Genomic DNA, 15,780 nt, shown 5'->3' with positions numbered 1-15,780 from the left:
TTACTTCTTCGCCAGTTCCTTGGCCTGTTCGCGCCAGTCCTTGATCTGGTCGGCGCTAAACGGCATGTGCTCGTCGATCTTGGCGACATCCTTGTCGGTCAGCTTGGCGAGCTGCACGAAGGTGATGATGCCCTGCTCGTTAAGATCCTTGGCGGCGACCGGGCCGATGCCCTTGATCACGGTCAGGTCGTCCGGCTCGCCCTTCGGCGCCTTGAACAGCGGTGCGGCGGCCGTCTCGGCCGTCACTTCTGCCTTGGGGGCAGCTTCCTTCTTGGCCTTGGCCTCCTTCGGCGCGGCCTCGGCCTTAGCCTCGGGAGCAACCTCAGCCTTGGCTTCCGCCTTCACGGCGGCCTTCTTGGCGGGCTTCGCGCCACCCAGCAGGATCTCGGCGATCCGCACGGTGGTCAGAAGCTGGCGATGGCCGATCTTGCGGCGCGAATTCTGGCGGCGGCGCTTCTTGAAAGCGATGACCGTGCGGTTCTTGCCCTGCTCGACGACTTCGGCGGTGACCAGAGCGCCATCGACGAACGGCGCGCCGAACGTGACATTCTCGCCCTCGCCATGCGCGAGCACGTGGCCGATCTCGACGATATCGCCGACATTGGCTTCGACTTTTTCGATCTTCAGGAGATCGTTGGCGGCAACGCGATACTGCTTACCGCCCGTTTTAATGACTGCGAACATTTTTTGCCTTTCGCTGTTCGGTCGGCCTCGATGAACCGCCTGAGGCGGTTCGGCCGTCTTTTTGTCAGTCTGCGGGTTCAAAAAACAAGCGGCGCGGAAGAACCCTCCACGCCGATTGCGCGCTGTCCCTAACCGAAGGTTGAGTTGGAGTCAAGGCAAACGGCCGTTGCCGGGCCTAGTCATTGGCGGGCAACCACTTGTCGTGTCAACATGACGACCCAGCGTTACCGTCGCCTGGAGATGGGAGGCATGGCTGGCCGTGAAACCGTATGGGCTCGACGGTAAACACCGCCTTGAATCCGCCACTTGTCCGGCAAGCCAAATATCGGCGGATTTGGCCTTGTAACCTGCCCGTTCAGCCGTTATCTAGTGCGCCGCGCCGGCAACGGCCGACCATGACCGCGGAGAGGTGGCAGAGTGGTCGAATGCACCGCACTCGAAATGCGGCATGGGTGCAAGCCCATCGGGGGTTCGATCCCTCCCTCTCCGCCACTTTCCATAACTCGCCACAACCAATTGATTTTATTGTGGTAACGCAGTCTCCCGGAAGCGTCGGTGCCCCACACTGGTGCCCCAAATTAGGGCGTTCCGCTGTTAGGGGGCTGACCAAGATTTGCTACTTTTGCCGGTAAAACTATCAGCACCTCGCTCAGCCCTTCAGCGAGCTCGAATATATCTTTCGCCTGTGTTTGGGTTGGGATTGGCGCGTTGTCATCTGCGTGGCGCTGATCGTTTGCGTCTAGGCGAACTTTGTGCGCCCATTGCGCCATATCAGCCGTTAGCACGCCGACAGTCACTGCATCCTCAATTCGTTTATAGAGACTGCGCTCCTTGCCGCTGGCATCGACACGTCCCACGCCCTTCTCTTTAAGCATCGCATCAATTGCGCTGCATGAAGCCATGATGGAGGCGGTGGGAGCGTTTAATGATGAAAGAGCATCCGAAAGAAACTGCCTTGGCTTGCCAGTGACATGGGCATCAATATCCTGAGCTTCCGGCAGCAAGTTTTGAATCTGAATCTGTGCAGGTGGTTGCTGTTCTGCTACAACGCCGCTCTCGGCCAAAACTGTCAGTCCACACGTGGTGCAGCGGTAGAGTCCAGCGAAGATAACTCCCTGGCCGGGGGCGTGGTTAGCCATTCTCAGACTGGCTATCTGGCCAACGATTGTGAATGCGGGATTCGCCCTGTTGCAGCGTGGGCAGGCAGGCACGCCCAGAATTCCTAATGCAGTCATTGTTGCCATTGGATTAACACCGCATCCTTTTCACTTCTCACGCTAGATTCTTCTAACTGAGTCGATCCGAATTGCCTCGCCCCATTATTGCTTGCTCACTGTGTGAAAACTACTTCTTTACGGTGGGCATCTCCAAGCCAACCATGTTGCAAGCGATATGCCGCATCTCGAACTCGCTTCGCTCGGCATTGCTCCGTGACACCATCATTCCGTCATGCATCGGGAGGGCCGCTATCCCCATCCGCGCCAGCCGCAGCAAGACGGCAACCAAGATGGTGCTTTCGGCGAACATCAGGTCAATGGCAATGTCCTTGCCGAAGAGCGGCACCAAGGCAGAATGCTTCTCGGCGATGGCTTCGCGGAACCTTGAAGCTGTCCAACCAGTCGGCAACATCTCCTTCACCTTGGGGGGCAACCGGGTCATCTCGGTCTCAGTCGAGAGGAGAGCGGAAAGCCCCGCCTTGACCCCTGCTCGATGCCCCTCAAGACCTGGGATGGCGTAGAGGTCCCCTGTAGGCGGCTCGGTGTCCACGCGGGCATAAGCTAGTCTCGGGAACATGCTGGCATAGTCGAGGTCCGCGATGGGCTCCCCGTTGATCGTAAGGCCACCTCTCTGGGCCTTTGGCATCGATATCCAGAAGGCACCGTAAAGCCGCCCATGGAGGTTGAACGCGGTGGGGTCTGATGGCGACCGCAAGAGGAAGCGACGAGTTAGCTTGTAGGCAGCCTGAGGCTCCCCATGGACCTCAATGCGTTGGGTGGCGAGGAAGGCATTGATCTCATCCATCTCCCCCCTCAGCCTTACTGTCTCCTCAGTGTCCTCATAGTCCACCAAGACGGAAGGCAGCCTGTTGCCGTAAGAGTCCCTGCCTGCCCTAGCTGAGAGCCTGATGACCTCCTCGCCCTCCGACCGCCCTATGTCCGCAACATGGACCCAAGGGGCCTTGATGGCAGTCCTAAGCCACCCAGCGGCCTCAATGCCTGTCCTCCGCACATGGGTCACGGGTGGATGCTGCATGATGAGCCCGGCCCTCTCCATCCCCTCCACCACCTTGGGCATGATGCCGAAGCCAAGGCGATCATAGCGGGTCAATGCGGAGTGCTTCATCGGCAAGGCGAGATACTGCCCCCACCTGTGGTCGACATGGAGGAGCATTAGGTTGGCTATGATGGAGGAGACAACCATTCCCGTCCTCTCCACCACTTCGGCCTTAGGTTTCCTTACGCGGCTTCCGGCTTCCTTGGAGGTGGCATCAAGAACGGCTTGCGTCACCTCGGCGGCGATGGCGGAAAGCTTAGGGCCGCTTGAAGTTGCCCAAGGGTCAAACAAAATGTCTGGGGTGGTGAGGGGAGCAATTGATCCATCTCCATCTCCCTTGGCTCTAAGTCTTGCCTTTGCTCGGCTGCTGAGAGGAGGCATCAGGGAGCCACAAGGCATATGGGGGGACTTAAGCTCACTCTGGGCAACCGTTGGCTTCCAACATGTGAGCACCCGGATGGCTCAACCACATCACTCGATTGTTTGCATTCGCGCACCATCCGCTACCGCGCTCGCGTGTCCCAAGGTGGCCGCCAATCGGGAAGATGAGAGGGATGAACGCCAAACCGGTTTGCCTTAATGGCGATGATTTCCGGGACTGCTTCGCGAGCAAGTGGCTCCCCAGCCTTTTCCAGTGTTTCCCCAATCTTTCGGAGCACGATGCCGGATGATCGCGGGTAAGCATGAAGCTCCGTATGGACCGCAGGACCCAACGGGTTGAACATTTCCCACCGCCTATGCGTGCCGCTCGCTAACCGATGGACCGCCTTGGCCGCCTGGACGATTCTGAACTCGCGAGTGCGATGAGACCCAAAGTCATCCTCAATAAGGGCACTCACGCCCAGATAGACGGCCAACAGGCGGCGGGGCTCAATGCCTGCCTCACGCAGCCGCGCGAATGCGACATGCGCCCTGTAGGCGGCTGGCTGCCCACGCAAGTTCATAGCGGGGTCAACTCGACCCGAGAACGCTAATGCCCGGCTAAGCTCGGCCCATGCTGTTGCCGTTGCAAAAGCGTTTCGTGGGTCAAGAAGCCAGTCGGATGCGGCTATGGCATACGGTCTAAGGTCCCTCGCTAGGTAGGTCTTGCACCAATGGGACCCATGACGGGCCTTGTGCTGCACGTGGTAGCGACAATGAAACGACGCACGTCCGGTCCCAGTTGCCAGCGCTGTTGGCCGCCGACATCCCGGAACCGAACAATGGGCGACGCCATCGCCAAAAGGTCCGCTCGCGATACTCAAGGCTATTCGGCGGCGTCCTGCCAAACCTGCTCACCAGCGTCCAGGGCTTCGAGTAGTTCGGCAAGATTTGCTAGGTATGCTTCGGCCTCGTGCGCCGAAAGGCGAGATTGCGCGAGGGCTTTGACATGCACCATGACTTCGTCACGAGCAGCCCGTTTGGCATGACCATCAGGCACAAAGTAGCCGTTGGTGGCGCTGTAGTCGGTTTCGATTTCTAGAGCTTTTACGGCACTGCCCTCGTCCGCACCGGACAGATACCGCCTCACGGTTGGGTTGCGGTCCGCCGCATCCTTCAAGGACAACTTTGCGTATGTTCGGGCACCCGGACGGTTGCCGTTTGCATTGGTCACTACGCCGTGGCCAAGGCGTGTCGTCTCCGCGAGCACCGCCAGTTCTAGGGGCGGCAGAAGCATTGGGATTCGATGCTTGTTGCCCACGACAACGGCCACACGGTCGGGCAGGAAAACATGAAAGCTCGCCCATTCTGGAAGGATTGCCAGAGCCTGCGCCCAGCCAGCTTTGAGACGGTCGAGGGTAATTAATGGCGCGTCCCTGAAGGTCGCGACCGGTACGTTAGATTCCATAATGAATTTCCTTTCTTATGGAGGGTGGACCCTCCAGAAAGCAATATATTAAGTCATAATTAAGGTCGTTTTCGAGAGAATTTCTGATCTATTCAGTAAAAAGCCGGGATACCGCCCATCACTGTCCACCATATAGAGAAGGTGTGGGCTGCACCTCAAGGCAACACACCCCATTAACCTCAGGTATGCACCTCCCTAAGGGCACCAACTGGCACAGCATAGTCACTACCAAGGGGTGCGCCATGGTCTATACTTAGTCTCACCCCAACAGCACCCCCCCAACAGCACCCCCTAAGAGCACCCATCAAGAGCACCCCCCAAGAGCACTCCCGACCATCCCCCTAGAGACCACCTCTCGAAGACCCCCATGCCCACCCCCCTATCCTCCGCTTGGCGCAGGGAGTCGTAGAACATCGCGCACGGGGCACGGCACCTGCATGGCAGCGGGCAGCATCACCGTCCGCCCCCGAGGGGTCAGCCAGTTCCCGGGCTTGCGCGAGGGTGTCGGCGCTCCCGCTGACCGGACGGTTCATCGCCAGCCTTCGACAAGCAGCAGGCCCAACCCAGCATCGACATGGGTGTGACCGGCATGTTTGACGATGGGAGAGCGAGGCCATCACGGAACACAGGACTCAGAGCACTTCCGGCTCACCATAGGGACAACAGCCGCACACACAGTTGGCAGCGACTCCAAACTTCGGTAAGCCTCCTCCTGAGCGCAGACGCGGCGTTCCGGGGCGTGGAAACCCTGAGCCTAGCGGTACGGCATCGACCGGAATGATGCCGACCTCGACTTTTGGGTCGGGGAGCCTGCGGCGTATGTCCAGGTTCTTCGGAACTAAAGGCCGTAGGGACCGGCCTAGGCTTGGTTTTCCAACTCCCCGATCTCGGGTCAAGGAAGTTTGCGGGGGCGAACCGCAGGCGGAGTTGGGAGGATGGCTGTGATATCCAGAGGTCAAATCATTTGGAAGGGAATAGCGGGTTGCGCAGTGATTGCCATAATGGGAGTGGCATTTCTCCCTCGCTATGCAGTGTCATCCGCCGGCAATGGGTTTGTTTGGCGGGTCAACACGTTGACGGGCAACGTATCGTTGTGCAGAGGCGGTGAAATTCTAGTTGGGCCCGTATGCGGACCTTGGGCCATCACAACAGTTCAATGGCAAGCCAACCAACCAGCGCCTAGCCAACCCCCTGCAAAGCCTCAGAAGAAAATCTCCGACGAGGAATTTCAAAGGTTATTGGACAACGTCAAGTAGGGCCAATGTTAGGCTCCTTCGTCCACTCGTCCACTCGTCCATCACTCCATGTCCGGCACGTCGCCGCCCACAAAGAGCGTCGTGGGTTCCCCGTATTCGCCAAGCGAGGGATTGGCATCACGCGACCACGCAATGACGCCGGCATGCTTCGTCGCGAGGCCTTTTGCGGTCCTTATTGCCCGCTCCTCGGTCTGCTGCTCGGCAGGCCCAAAGACAGGCTGGAGGTCGCCGGTCTCATCGCGGTCAAAGGCGGTGACGACGATCAGCTTCGGGGCTTTCTGTTGCGGTAGCAGGCTATCCGACATGGAGGTGCCCTTCCTGAGAGGTTTATTGCTCGGTCCCGCCGCGCTGGCGTCTATGCCACCCTCGGCTGAAGCCATAGCTCACCGCAGGAGCCCATAGAGCCACCTCACGCTCCAACGCCGCATTGGTGGCAAGAAGCGTCTTCACGGTCTCCCTAGGGTCTCCACCGTGGGACGCAATGGCTGCATCGGCGGCAAGGTCCCAACTATCGGACGGCGGAGGTGGGTTGTCTCGCTTAGGAGTCATCTGCTTAGGCCGCGAATAGCTCAAGCTGCCGGGTGTCAGGTCGCACAGGCGCCGTTCGCAAATCCACAACCATCATCCTACAACAGGCGGCGTATCGTCGTACCCAATGGAAACTATCCCCGGATGCCGGTGGGCGATGGCGAGTATTTGGGTCTCAAGCTCGCAGTTGTAGGCCATGAGCGCCTTAACGGTCTCAAGGGGGCTATCGTACCGGGCGATGAGCTTCACGGCCTCCGAATGCAACTCGGCTTTGGCCTCGGCGTCAAAGTGCATCGTTCCCATTGCGGTTCCTCCTAGCGGGTCGCGCGGCGTGGTGAGGTAAGCGCGTCAAGCCGCTCTTGAAGGTGCCCGTTGAGCACGATCATTTCCTTGAGGGCCTTCATCACGTCGCCCTTGTGGACTGCGACGAAATCCTCGGCGTGGGCCTGGAGGGCGGCTTCTTGGCGATTGTTGAGTGTCACTATGCGGTCCATGGCAATTACTCCCAACGCTGCATGGCCACAGTGAACAAAAAGAGAACACGGATGTCAAGAGCGAATTGACTCGGCGAGGAACTCATTCCTATTTTTGCTCATGCCAGAGCAGCCAAGAAAACCCCGCCGCCTTGTGCAAACGCTGTGCCGAGCGCATGAGGTTGGTCAACTGATCCGCGTCCGATGCTTCAACTGCAACATCACGCGCCACTATCTGCCTGGGGACCTTGCCAAGCTGGTGGGGGACATTCCATTTTGGGACGTTGACCGGCACATGCGTTGCGAGCGGTGCAGCCGCCGAGACCTTGACGTGGATATCCTACTCCCAAGCGCCTCGGAGAGCATGAAGATACGCGTGAGGCGCCTTGTTGAAATCCGCATGGTGCGTAAGGTGGTTTGGCGGGATGAAGAACAGTGAATGTCTGGGATCTAAAGCAATGATCATTGAGTGCATGGAATGCCGAAGACACGTCGATGCAAAGGTCTGCGGGTGCTTCGAGCGTCTATCGGATGGCAGCGGCCCGTCGTCTCTTTTTTCGATGCTTGCGTGTTCCGAATGCCTGTCTCCCATCTTGGTGCGGCAAACAAACGTAGGAAACATGGCAGCGGGAGACATATGGGATACTCCGCAGTTGATCTTCCCAACGACCGATCTGCGCGTCAATCCGAATGCCCCACAGGACATCCGGCTGGCATTTGATGAAGCGTGCAATTGCTACAGAGCAAGCGCCTATACGGCGTCGGCGATCATGTGCCGCAAGTCACTAGAGGGCATCTGTGCGGCTCACGGTGTCACGGAGCGCACCTTGGCCCAATCACTTCAAAAGATGCACACAGAGAAGATGATTGATGATCGGCTATTTGAGTGGTCCGAATTGATGCGGGCAGCTGGCAATGAGGCCGCCCATGGAGTGGGACTATCGATCAAGCAGAATGACGCAAAAGATATCTTGGAATTCACGAATGCCATCATGGACTATCTGTTCTCATACAGAGATCGATTTGAGGAATTTAAGAAGCGGCGACAGAAATCTCGCGACTCTACAACAGCGACATCTGCCCGCCCGATGCCTGTGACGGTCCCTGTTGCGGAAACTTAATCTGTGTGGCCGGCTTCTCGACAATCACAAGGGCATCGTCCGGGGCCGTGCGCTGTAGCCGCTTCGCTTCCGACCAAGGTGCGGTAAGCCACGTCTCGGTCTCTGCGCATTTCGCTGATTGTGAGCAGCCGTTTCAGGCGATGGTGAGCGCTCGTTTCATTTGATCGTGAGCAGGTATTTCGCGCGATCATGAGCTGCCGTTTCGACCGACGTGTTCATTGATTCAGGTGTTTGAGGCGCCGTCAAGAGGGCGGGCGCGGGCACTGTGTTTCCGCATGCTTTCTCCGGTGAGTTGAAGGCGGTGAGCGTTGTGAACGAGGCGATCCAGAATCGCGTCACCGAGGGTGGGATCGCCTATGACGTCGTGCCAGAGTTCCACGGGAATTTGGCTCGTGACGATGGTCGATGCTCGGCCGTGGCGATCGTCGAGGATCTCCAGGAGGTCGCGCCGTTCGGACGCGTTGAGAACAGACAGGCCCCAGTCGTCGAGAAGGAGGAGTTGAACGCGCCCGAGCGTCTTGAGCAGGCGACCATAGCGTCCGTCACCTCGAGCCAGCGCGAGCGCCTCGAAGAGGCGCGGGACGCGATGATAGAGCACCGATCGATTGTCGCGGCAGGCTTTGTGGCCGAGCGCGCAGGCAATCCAACTCTTTCCCAAGCCGGTTGCGCCCGTGACCAGCAGATTCTCATGGCGATCGATCCAGTCGCCGGCGACGAGCCGGGCGAAGACGGCGCGGTCGATGCCGCGCGGGGTGCGCAAATCGACATCTTCCACGCACGCGCTCTGGCGCAGCGCGGCGAATTTGAGGCGTGTGGTGAGCCGTTTGGTGTCGCGCTCGGCGGCTTCGCGATCGACAAGAAGCCCGATGCGCTCCTCGAACGACAGGGCATCGAGATCCGGTGATCGTCGCTGCTCCTCGAAGGCCTTGGCCATTCCGGTCAAGCCGAGTGCGATCAGCCGTTCATGGGTGGGATGGGCGAGCATTGAGAACTCCATGGTTCAGTGGAAATAGCCCTGACCGCGGATGTTGCCGTGGCGCAGGGGTTGGTGGTCGGGCGTCTCGTCGAGGAAGGCCCGATCAAGGCCGTTCTTGAGGATCGAACGGATCGAGGCGACGGAGCGTGCCTTGATTAGGACGCCGCGTTGGCAGGCTGCATCGACGCGCGTGTTGCCGTAGCTCTTGGTCAGTGCCAGAATGCCGAGACAGGTGCGAAAGCCCTGTTCGGGATGCGGCCGGTCAGCGATGACAGCCTGGAAGAAGGCGGCGGTGGCGGGACCGATCTTCTCGCCGGCCGCGATCAGTCCCCCGGCGTCCACTTGCCGTAGCGGCGATGCGCGCTCGGCATGTGATCGGCAACGGTGGTGTGGCCGCGCCGGTTGGGCGCACGGGCGTGGCTGGCGATGCGCTGCCCCTTGTGGAATATCTCGACGGTGTTGTCGGCGATGCGCACATCGACGAGCTCGCGGATGAGGCGGTAGGGCGTGGAATACCAGTGCCCGTCGACCTCGACGTGATAGTCGGGCGCGACGCGGCAACGCTTCCAGCGCGCAAAGACGTATGGCTGGTCCGGCAGTTCTCCCAGCTTCGGCCTGTCGATCTCGGCGAAGAGCTCGGCGCGGCTGGAGCCGAAGCCGCGCATCTGGCGGGCGTTGAGTTCGGCGACGAGCAGGCGGATGGCTGCGTTCAGCTCCGCCAGGGAAAAGAAGCGCTGGTTGCGCAGCCGCGCTAGGACCCAGCGCTGGGCAATTTGCACGGCGACCTCGACCTTTGCCTTATCCTTCGGGCGTCTCGGCCTGGCTGCGAGAACTGCGGTGCCGTAATGGCTCGCCATCTCCGCATAGGTCCGGTTGAGACCGGGGTCGTAGCGGTCGGGGTTGGTGACGGCGGCCCTGAGATTATCGCAGACCACGAACTTCGGCACGCCATCTAGAAACCGGAACAGGTTGGTGTGAAGGCCGATCCAGTCGGGCAGGCTCTCGCTCGGGCACGCCTCGGCGTAGGTATAGTTCGAGGCGCCCATCGCTGCGACGAACAGCTTCATGGGACGCGCTTCGCCGGTGATGGGGTCGAAGATGTCGATGGTATCGCCAGCGAAATCGACAAACACCTTCTCGCCGCCCAGGTGCGTCTGGCGCATCGTCGGGCGCGCGCGCCCTTTCCAGGCCTCGAAGGTCGTGCAAAACCAGGTATAGCCAAAGCCGTCTGGATTGGCGGCACGATACTCTTCCCACAGCAGCACCCGCGTGACGCTGCGGCGGCGCAACTCCTTCTCCACATAGTTCCAGTCGGGAACGGACCGCCGAGGGCTTTGCGACGCCGCCTTCGGTGCCGGAAAGAGAAGCAGCTCAAGGCCTTCGTCATCCATCCCTTCAGGCAACGGCCAGCTCAGCCCCGCAAGACGGGCACGCCGCAGGTAACCATGCACGACGCCATTGCTCACCCCGAGCGTGCGCGCGATGACGCGTTCGGTCAGGCCCTGGACATGCCTTAGACGTAAAACTTCTCTGATCCGGCGCATCGACAATCTCTGGGTTGGCATCAGGCTTCCTCGTTGCATTGACGAGGCAACCTGTAGCCCGGTTGAGATGTCGGCCGAAGCGTCCACAACCTTCGAGGAGGCTGCTCACGATCGTCTGAAATCGCTGCTCACGATCCCGCGAAATGCGCGCTCACGATGCGGTGAAATCCGTGCTCACGATCGACTGAAATACGCATCGGTCTCCTCTTGCGTCCTAAGGATAACCGGCATGGCCTTCTCGTGGATCGGCTTGATGAGGGCGTTGGGTTCGGTGGTGAGGAAGCCAAAAACCTCATGGTCGCCGGGACCGTCTTTCACCTTGCGGACCCCATGCCAAGGCGTCCACAGGCCAGCGAAGAAGAACAATGGGCGGTCTTCGTTGATGGCGAACCAGTAGTTCTTTTTGACGCCGGTTTCGGGGTCCTTCATGTCAACGGGGCTGGGCTCCGCGAAGCTCGTCACAGGCACCACGCAGCGATGCTCGACGCCCAAATATTGCTGCCAGTAAAAGTAGTTCGTCTTGCGTATGTTCTGCCTACCGGAGTCGGCGTTGCCTTTGACCTGATCGGGCTCAGTCGGCATGCCCCACAGCAAGTTTGCCAGCTCCCGCTTCCCGTCCAGCGCATTGCGGACCACGGGGCCAGGGCGATTGGGATAGATGTCTATGGACGGCTCAAGGTTGCCCAAGATGTCCCGCAAAGTCCGGGTCCATTGGCGGACGGCTTCTTGCGACGTGGTGATGTTGTAGAGGTTGCACATGGCTTCAAATGTGGCCCAAAGACCCGCCCATTGCTAGGCCACCCGCATAGCCCCTTTGCTCTCACGTCTCCCAAAGACCTCGCCAATCTTCTGGCATGTGCAATCATCGAGATATTGGTGCCGGACGATAGCGTCCTTTTTGTCTCAGACATTTGCGAGACCGTATCGCCGACAACCTGGGCCAGAGCCCACAGCCTTCGATCAGCCGGCAACGCGTGCAGTAGCGCCATGATTTGGCCAGTCGCGGGGAGAATCTCTTCCCAGATTTCCGCCGCCCTCTCGTGAGAGCGCAAAGCGTCTCGACGATTCTCTTCCGCAATCGCCGTTACGGTGGCTAGAGACGGCTCCTCGTCTAGGTCGAGACCGGGATTGTCACGCATAACCTGGGCTCTAATCGCCGAGCTTTTTTGTGAATGGGCAATCACCTCTCCAGCCAACTTTTCCCGTTCGGCAACGCTCTCAAAAAGAACATCTCCACACCAGTGCGGCCCCACTTCAACCGACCCATAGTAGGACTGGGACATGATTAGCTCCCTTCACCGGCCTTCTCCCCGTTCTCCGCGAATATCCTAAAGACAGAAGCCCTACTAATCTCTAGGGCCGCCACGATGTCCCCCACTGACTTCCCGTCCGCACGCAGTCGCATCACCTCGCCTGCCTTTGCGCGGGCGGTGGGCTGCCTGCCAGCATACTTGCCATCCGCCTTGGCCTTCGCGATCCCCTCGCGTTGCCTCTCAAGCATTAGCTCCCGTTCGAACTCCGCGATTGAGCCCAGCAAGTTCAACATCAGCTTTCCCGTGGGAGTGGCGGTGTCAAGGTTCATAGCCAGGATGCGAAGGCCTGCCCCCTTTGCCTTCAAGGCCGCTGTGATCGACACGAGGTCAGCCACGGAGCGTGCTAGCCGGTCCAGCTTAGTCACAACCAACGTGTCGCCTTCACGCACCCATTCAAGGACGGCGGCAAGTTGTGGCCGATTGGTCGCTACAGAGGAAATCTCTTCGCGAAACACCTTGGTGCATCCCGCTTGCTCAAGGTCGCGAAGCTGGGCTTCAAGGCCAGCCTTTTGGTCAGTGGTGGAGGTGCGGGCGTAGCCGACTAGTGCGGAGGTGGTCATGACACTGTGTCTCCCAAAGGCGATCATGTGAGACTATTATGTGAGACTAACCGCCGAAATGTCAAGAGACTACTTATGTGAGACTGTTTAGACGGCTCTTTGCGAGACTCATATGGGCTTGCCCTAATGAGACGGGCCATCAGGAAGGGGGCTGGTTTCCATCATCTCCCCTGCGACCGAATGGATGCCCGGAAGCGGAACCCGATGCGCCGCTGCCCGGTGCCAGAGAGCCACCCACCCACCATTCATTTAGGGTCCCATCTGGCGGGCCATGGGGGGAAATCGCGTCTGCTGTCACGTATATTGGAGCGCTCGCGTGATCGGCACCCGAATGGCGTCCAGTGAGCTACCCGGAGCGGGCGGTGAGCGTACCTCATGGTGGCCTTGAAGAGGGGAGCGGCCTTGCTCCCTCATCTCCCCTTACTACCCGATGGCTAACATGCCGGTACTCAAGGCAGTCACTTTGAGCACTATGCCCGGAGAGAGACCCGAGCGGCTAAAGGGGAGAGGAGGAGCAGTCCCTCCCCTTCCCCTCTAGGGAACACCTGGGGGTCTAAGTACGTCCCCTATTAGGCTTCTACCCTATGGAACACCTTGGGGTCTAAGTACAAGGGCATTGATTGTTGATTTCATTGAGTTATTCGCCCTGAGTGCCTGAGGCAGATGCCTCCATGGGCCTCTCTACCTAAAGGCGGCCCCCTAAGTACGTGGGCTATTCGGGACTGAGACCGGGTGCCCTCTAGTCCTCTACCCTATGGAACCTGGGGGTCTAAGTACGAGGGAATTGATTGCTGTTTTCATTGGGTTTTTCGCCTTACGCGGCCATATCGGGGGCCATCAGGCGATCACGGCGAACCCCGTCCAGCCATGGCTCAAGGTCTTTTCCGTCTCGATGATCGCGCAGGAAGTCGGCAAGCTCGAAGGGCTCCAGATGGTCCAGCGCGAAGCTGATGGCGGGGGCGGGATCGGCCAAAGCGGTGGCGGTCGGCAGTGTGTCAGTGGTCATTGTGGTCGGCTCCTTCTGGCGGTGGATGGGATGGCAGCTTGACGGCCTCCACCAAGGCCCGCTTCGCTTTCTCTGGGTCTTTCCCCGCGTAGCCCATCATGGCGAGGTCGAGGGATTTGGGCCGCTCGCTTTCGGTGTGGCCGATCACGGCTGGGAACGTCCATTCGTCAAACCCGGCGTTGCCCTCCTGCATGGCATTGCGGGCCTTGCGGATGAACCAGCGGCGGAACGAATGGAAGTCTACGTTGGACTTGGCCTTGCCGTTGGGCCGCTCATCCACCTTCACCTTGCGGCGATACCGCGTGAACTCTTTGGAGGCGGGATCGGAGCGGCTTTCCCTTGAGGCGGGAACATCAGGCAGTCCGTCAATCAGGAAGTCGCTGGGCTGCTTGCCTTTGGTCCGCCTCGCCATGATCTCCGCAAGCGCGGTGTGGATGGGGACTTGGCGCTTGGCCGCATCCGTCTTGCCGGCTCGAATGTTGAAGCCGCCCTCACAGTCCACCACGCGAAGCTGGCATATCTCCTCGATCCGCATTCCGCTCAAGGCAGCAATGCGCATGAGGTCCGCAAGGCGGTCGCTGGATGGGCCATAGATGAGCCTGGCCAGTTCGGTGTCGGTATAGGCCCGCTTGTCGCCATCTGGATCGGCGTCCCGGCTTGGGCGGAGCGCGGCTGGGAGGTCTTGGCCAACCCAAGGGTTATCACTCACATGGCCGCGCTGCTTGAGCCATTTCCAGTACTCCCGAAGGAAGCCCAGATAGGCGGCGGCCTTGGCGCGGCTTCTGCCGATGGTGAGATGCCCGTCAATGAAGCGTCCCGCTGTCTGCCTCGTCACGGCCTCGATGCTGGCGGCTCGGTGGTCGGTCTTGAGCCAATCCGCAAGCCAGCCCAGCACTCGCTCGAAGTCCTGGGTCGAGGCCATGCTGTAAGTCGCCTTGTACGCCTTGAAGGCGTCGGCGTGGTGGTCGAGCGGGGTCACCTGTCCGCTGGCCACCTCATAGAATGCCTTGGCGCGGTCGAGGCCATGTGTTGCCTCTAGCTGGGTGGCACGGTCATGAATGTGATCCTGCGTCCCTTGCTCATCCTTATGCAGGCGGTTGCGGAGCGCTTCGGCCTCAAGCGGATCGTTGGTGGCCAGCGCCCGGTCGGCAGCCGCAAGAATGGCCTTGAAGCGCTCCACAACGGCCCACTTCCGCTCGTTGGCCTGCTTGAGGTCCGCCGTATGCAGCGGCTGCTTGAGCTTGGTCCTGCCGATGATGTCGCGTAGCTTGGCCGGAACCTTCACCACAACGCGCCATTGCTGGCCGTGCCACTCTACGAATTGCCTTGGATTGGCCATCGGTCCCCCACTCTGGTCCCCCACTAGGGAGGCGCAACGGCATGAAAGTCAAGGCCTGCAAGGAGTACAATGATGCGGGGAGAGTTTCCCTCCCTCTCCGCCACCCTGCGCCCTGTGGGTTTCGGGTGGCAGGCCACCCGAAACCGCAATCGGGCGTAGGAGTGTCGCCCGAAGCTGCGAAGTAGCGTAGGGGGACCATGTGGTACGTCTATTTCCTGCACCTCCGTAACGGCGATATCTATGTCGGATCGACAAACGATCCGTACCCCGCCGTGTGGCAGCGCACATGTCACGTGACAAAAATCCGACTATGATCGATAAATAACAGGATCTCTAAGGGACCCAACCTGCGCGGGACCGTTTCGACATGCGCTGCAGGTGGAATCCAACAGTGTCCGGTCGCTCCCTGGATCGGCTGTTTCACAACGGGTGATCAGATGCTCGGGCGAACTATAGCGACTGCCTTTGCAATTGCGGCTTCCTTTTCGCCTTCGCATGCGCAAGCACAGCATCGTTTGCCGAGCGGCTATAAATGGGGCCGCTGCCTGCTTGTCGTTCAGGGTGAGACCCGCATATCCGGAAAATGCTCCTATCAAATCGAGAAGGGCGGCGATTTCAATATTCAGGGGCCTCATCAGGTTTTCGCAGGTATCGACTATCCCGACACCCATAGTGGGGCCGGTGAAATGTCCAAGGATTACTGGGCGGTTGTGTACAAGGACGGAGATTCTTGGGCAGGCTACGCGAACGGGGATATTCGCGACACCCACGGCGACGGACAAGATTGGGGGGCACTTCACCGCGAAGGCGCGTGCTATATTGGAAATGACGTCCGGGTGTGCCTTTGGCGTTAGCCGACTCCGGGCGGCAGTCTTTGA

14 protein-coding genes, 1 tRNA gene and 2 pseudogenes are annotated in these 15,780 nt (G+C 59.7%); 3 read left to right on the top strand and 14 right to left on the bottom strand.

The window, feature by feature from the left end; all coding sequences use genetic code 11:
• Nucleotides 1-684: a 50S ribosomal protein L21 gene (locus AC0V8S_RS06925; RefSeq protein ID WP_475437256.1), complete on the bottom strand. Its 684-nt coding sequence runs from the start codon at nucleotides 682-684 to the stop codon at nucleotides 1-3.
• Nucleotides 685-1,087: 403 nt separating this feature from the next.
• Between AC0V8S_RS06925 and AC0V8S_RS06920 the strand changes: the two genes are divergently transcribed.
• Nucleotides 1,088-1,176: transfer RNA gene (locus AC0V8S_RS06920), tRNA-Ser, on the top strand.
• An 86-nt stretch (nucleotides 1,177-1,262) separates the two neighbouring features.
• Here AC0V8S_RS06920 and AC0V8S_RS06915 read toward each other — a convergent pair.
• The 6 genes from AC0V8S_RS06915 to AC0V8S_RS06890 form a co-directional block, all read right to left on the bottom strand.
• Nucleotides 1,263-1,748, bottom strand: coding sequence for a DUF4145 domain-containing protein (locus AC0V8S_RS06915; protein ID WP_475437255.1), 486 nt, complete (start codon nucleotides 1,746-1,748; stop codon nucleotides 1,263-1,265).
• A 280-nt stretch (nucleotides 1,749-2,028) separates the two neighbouring features.
• On the bottom strand, nucleotides 2,029-3,339 hold the full coding sequence (locus AC0V8S_RS06910; RefSeq protein WP_475437254.1) for a hypothetical protein: 1,311 nt from the start codon (nucleotides 3,337-3,339) through the stop codon (nucleotides 2,029-2,031).
• 865 nt (nucleotides 3,340-4,204) lie between these two features.
• Nucleotides 4,205-4,786 (bottom strand): hypothetical protein, encoded by a 582-nt coding sequence (locus AC0V8S_RS06905; protein WP_475437253.1) that lies wholly within the window; start codon nucleotides 4,784-4,786, stop codon nucleotides 4,205-4,207.
• A 1,297-nt stretch (nucleotides 4,787-6,083) separates the two neighbouring features.
• A complete protein-coding gene (locus AC0V8S_RS06900) occupies nucleotides 6,084-6,347 on the bottom strand; it encodes a hypothetical protein (RefSeq protein ID WP_032933762.1) in 264 nt (87 codons plus the stop codon).
• A 316-nt stretch (nucleotides 6,348-6,663) separates the two neighbouring features.
• Nucleotides 6,664-6,873: a hypothetical protein gene (locus AC0V8S_RS06895; protein WP_069090389.1), complete on the bottom strand. Its 210-nt coding sequence runs from the start codon at nucleotides 6,871-6,873 to the stop codon at nucleotides 6,664-6,666.
• An 11-nt stretch (nucleotides 6,874-6,884) separates the two neighbouring features.
• Complete coding sequence (locus AC0V8S_RS06890) at nucleotides 6,885-7,064, bottom strand: hypothetical protein (RefSeq protein WP_475437252.1); 180 nt, start codon at nucleotides 7,062-7,064, stop codon at nucleotides 6,885-6,887.
• Between the two features lie 404 nt (nucleotides 7,065-7,468).
• Here AC0V8S_RS06890 and AC0V8S_RS06885 point away from each other — a divergent pair, with 404 nt between their 5' ends.
• The gene (locus tag AC0V8S_RS06885; RefSeq protein ID WP_475437251.1) at nucleotides 7,469-8,164 is read left to right on the top strand and encodes a DUF4145 domain-containing protein; all 696 of its coding nucleotides are present in this window, start codon (nucleotides 7,469-7,471) and stop codon (nucleotides 8,162-8,164) included.
• Here the strand turns inward: AC0V8S_RS06885 and AC0V8S_RS06880 are convergent.
• From AC0V8S_RS06880 to AC0V8S_RS06850, 7 genes and pseudogenes are all read right to left on the bottom strand, one after another.
• Nucleotides 8,106-8,267 (bottom strand): annotated as a pseudogene (locus tag AC0V8S_RS06880) (SOS response-associated peptidase); the annotation flags it as partial. The gene AC0V8S_RS06885 and the pseudogene AC0V8S_RS06880 overlap by 59 nt on opposite strands.
• A 120-nt stretch (nucleotides 8,268-8,387) precedes the next feature.
• Nucleotides 8,388-9,149: an IS21-like element helper ATPase IstB gene (gene istB / locus AC0V8S_RS06875; RefSeq protein WP_475434929.1), complete on the bottom strand. Its 762-nt coding sequence runs from the start codon at nucleotides 9,147-9,149 to the stop codon at nucleotides 8,388-8,390.
• A gap of 15 nt (nucleotides 9,150-9,164) precedes the next feature.
• A pseudogene (gene istA / locus AC0V8S_RS06870) lies at nucleotides 9,165-10,705 on the bottom strand (IS21 family transposase).
• Nucleotides 10,706-10,858: 153 nt separating this feature from the next.
• On the bottom strand, nucleotides 10,859-11,443 hold the full coding sequence (locus AC0V8S_RS06865; RefSeq protein WP_475437250.1) for an SOS response-associated peptidase: 585 nt from the start codon (nucleotides 11,441-11,443) through the stop codon (nucleotides 10,859-10,861).
• 526 nt (nucleotides 11,444-11,969) lie between these two features.
• Nucleotides 11,970-12,557 carry a recombinase family protein gene (locus AC0V8S_RS06860; RefSeq protein WP_475437249.1) on the bottom strand — a complete coding sequence of 196 codons (588 nt, stop codon included), beginning with the start codon at nucleotides 12,555-12,557 and terminating at the stop codon, nucleotides 11,970-11,972.
• An 814-nt stretch (nucleotides 12,558-13,371) separates the two neighbouring features.
• Nucleotides 13,372-13,563 (bottom strand): hypothetical protein, encoded by a 192-nt coding sequence (locus tag AC0V8S_RS06855; RefSeq protein ID WP_475437248.1) that lies wholly within the window; start codon nucleotides 13,561-13,563, stop codon nucleotides 13,372-13,374.
• A complete protein-coding gene (locus tag AC0V8S_RS06850) occupies nucleotides 13,553-14,902 on the bottom strand; it encodes a DUF6538 domain-containing protein (protein WP_475437247.1) in 1,350 nt (449 codons plus the stop codon). The genes AC0V8S_RS06855 and AC0V8S_RS06850 overlap by 11 nt, the downstream gene beginning before the upstream one ends.
• 437 nt (nucleotides 14,903-15,339) lie before the next feature.
• On the opposite strand from AC0V8S_RS06850, the gene AC0V8S_RS06845 reads away from it, so the two are divergent.
• Entirely contained in the window at nucleotides 15,340-15,756 is a 417-nt protein-coding gene (locus tag AC0V8S_RS06845) for a hypothetical protein (protein WP_475437246.1), read from the top strand.
• The last annotated feature ends 24 nt before the right edge of the window (nucleotides 15,757-15,780 follow it).

It is taken from the genome of Mesorhizobium oxytropidicola, from assembly GCF_056174625.1.
This window is presented reverse-complemented; position numbering and strand designations above follow the sequence as displayed.

Coding starts and splice junctions, on each gene's coding strand:
- AC0V8S_RS06925 (WP_475437256.1), bottom strand. CDS start 684: ATGTTCGCAGTCATTAAAACGGGCGGTAAGCAGTATCGCGTTGCCGCC.
- AC0V8S_RS06910 (WP_475437254.1), bottom strand. CDS start 3,339: ATGCCTCCTCTCAGCAGCCGAGCAAAGGCAAGACTTAGAGCCAAGGGA.
- AC0V8S_RS06905 (WP_475437253.1), bottom strand. CDS start 4,786: ATGGAATCTAACGTACCGGTCGCGACCTTCAGGGACGCGCCATTAATT.
- AC0V8S_RS06900 (WP_032933762.1), bottom strand. CDS start 6,347: ATGTCGGATAGCCTGCTACCGCAACAGAAAGCCCCGAAGCTGATCGTC.
- AC0V8S_RS06895 (WP_069090389.1), bottom strand. CDS start 6,873: ATGGGAACGATGCACTTTGACGCCGAGGCCAAAGCCGAGTTGCATTCG.
- AC0V8S_RS06890 (WP_475437252.1), bottom strand. CDS start 7,064: ATGGACCGCATAGTGACACTCAACAATCGCCAAGAAGCCGCCCTCCAG.
- AC0V8S_RS06885 (WP_475437251.1), top strand. CDS start 7,469: ATGAAGAACAGTGAATGTCTGGGATCTAAAGCAATGATCATTGAGTGC.
- istB (WP_475434929.1), bottom strand. CDS start 9,149: ATGCTCGCCCATCCCACCCATGAACGGCTGATCGCACTCGGCTTGACC.
- AC0V8S_RS06865 (WP_475437250.1), bottom strand. CDS start 11,443: ATGTGCAACCTCTACAACATCACCACGTCGCAAGAAGCCGTCCGCCAA.
- AC0V8S_RS06860 (WP_475437249.1), bottom strand. CDS start 12,557: ATGACCACCTCCGCACTAGTCGGCTACGCCCGCACCTCCACCACTGAC.
- AC0V8S_RS06855 (WP_475437248.1), bottom strand. CDS start 13,563: ATGACCACTGACACACTGCCGACCGCCACCGCTTTGGCCGATCCCGCC.
- AC0V8S_RS06850 (WP_475437247.1), bottom strand. CDS start 14,902: ATGGCCAATCCAAGGCAATTCGTAGAGTGGCACGGCCAGCAATGGCGC.
- AC0V8S_RS06845 (WP_475437246.1), top strand. CDS start 15,340: ATGCTCGGGCGAACTATAGCGACTGCCTTTGCAATTGCGGCTTCCTTT.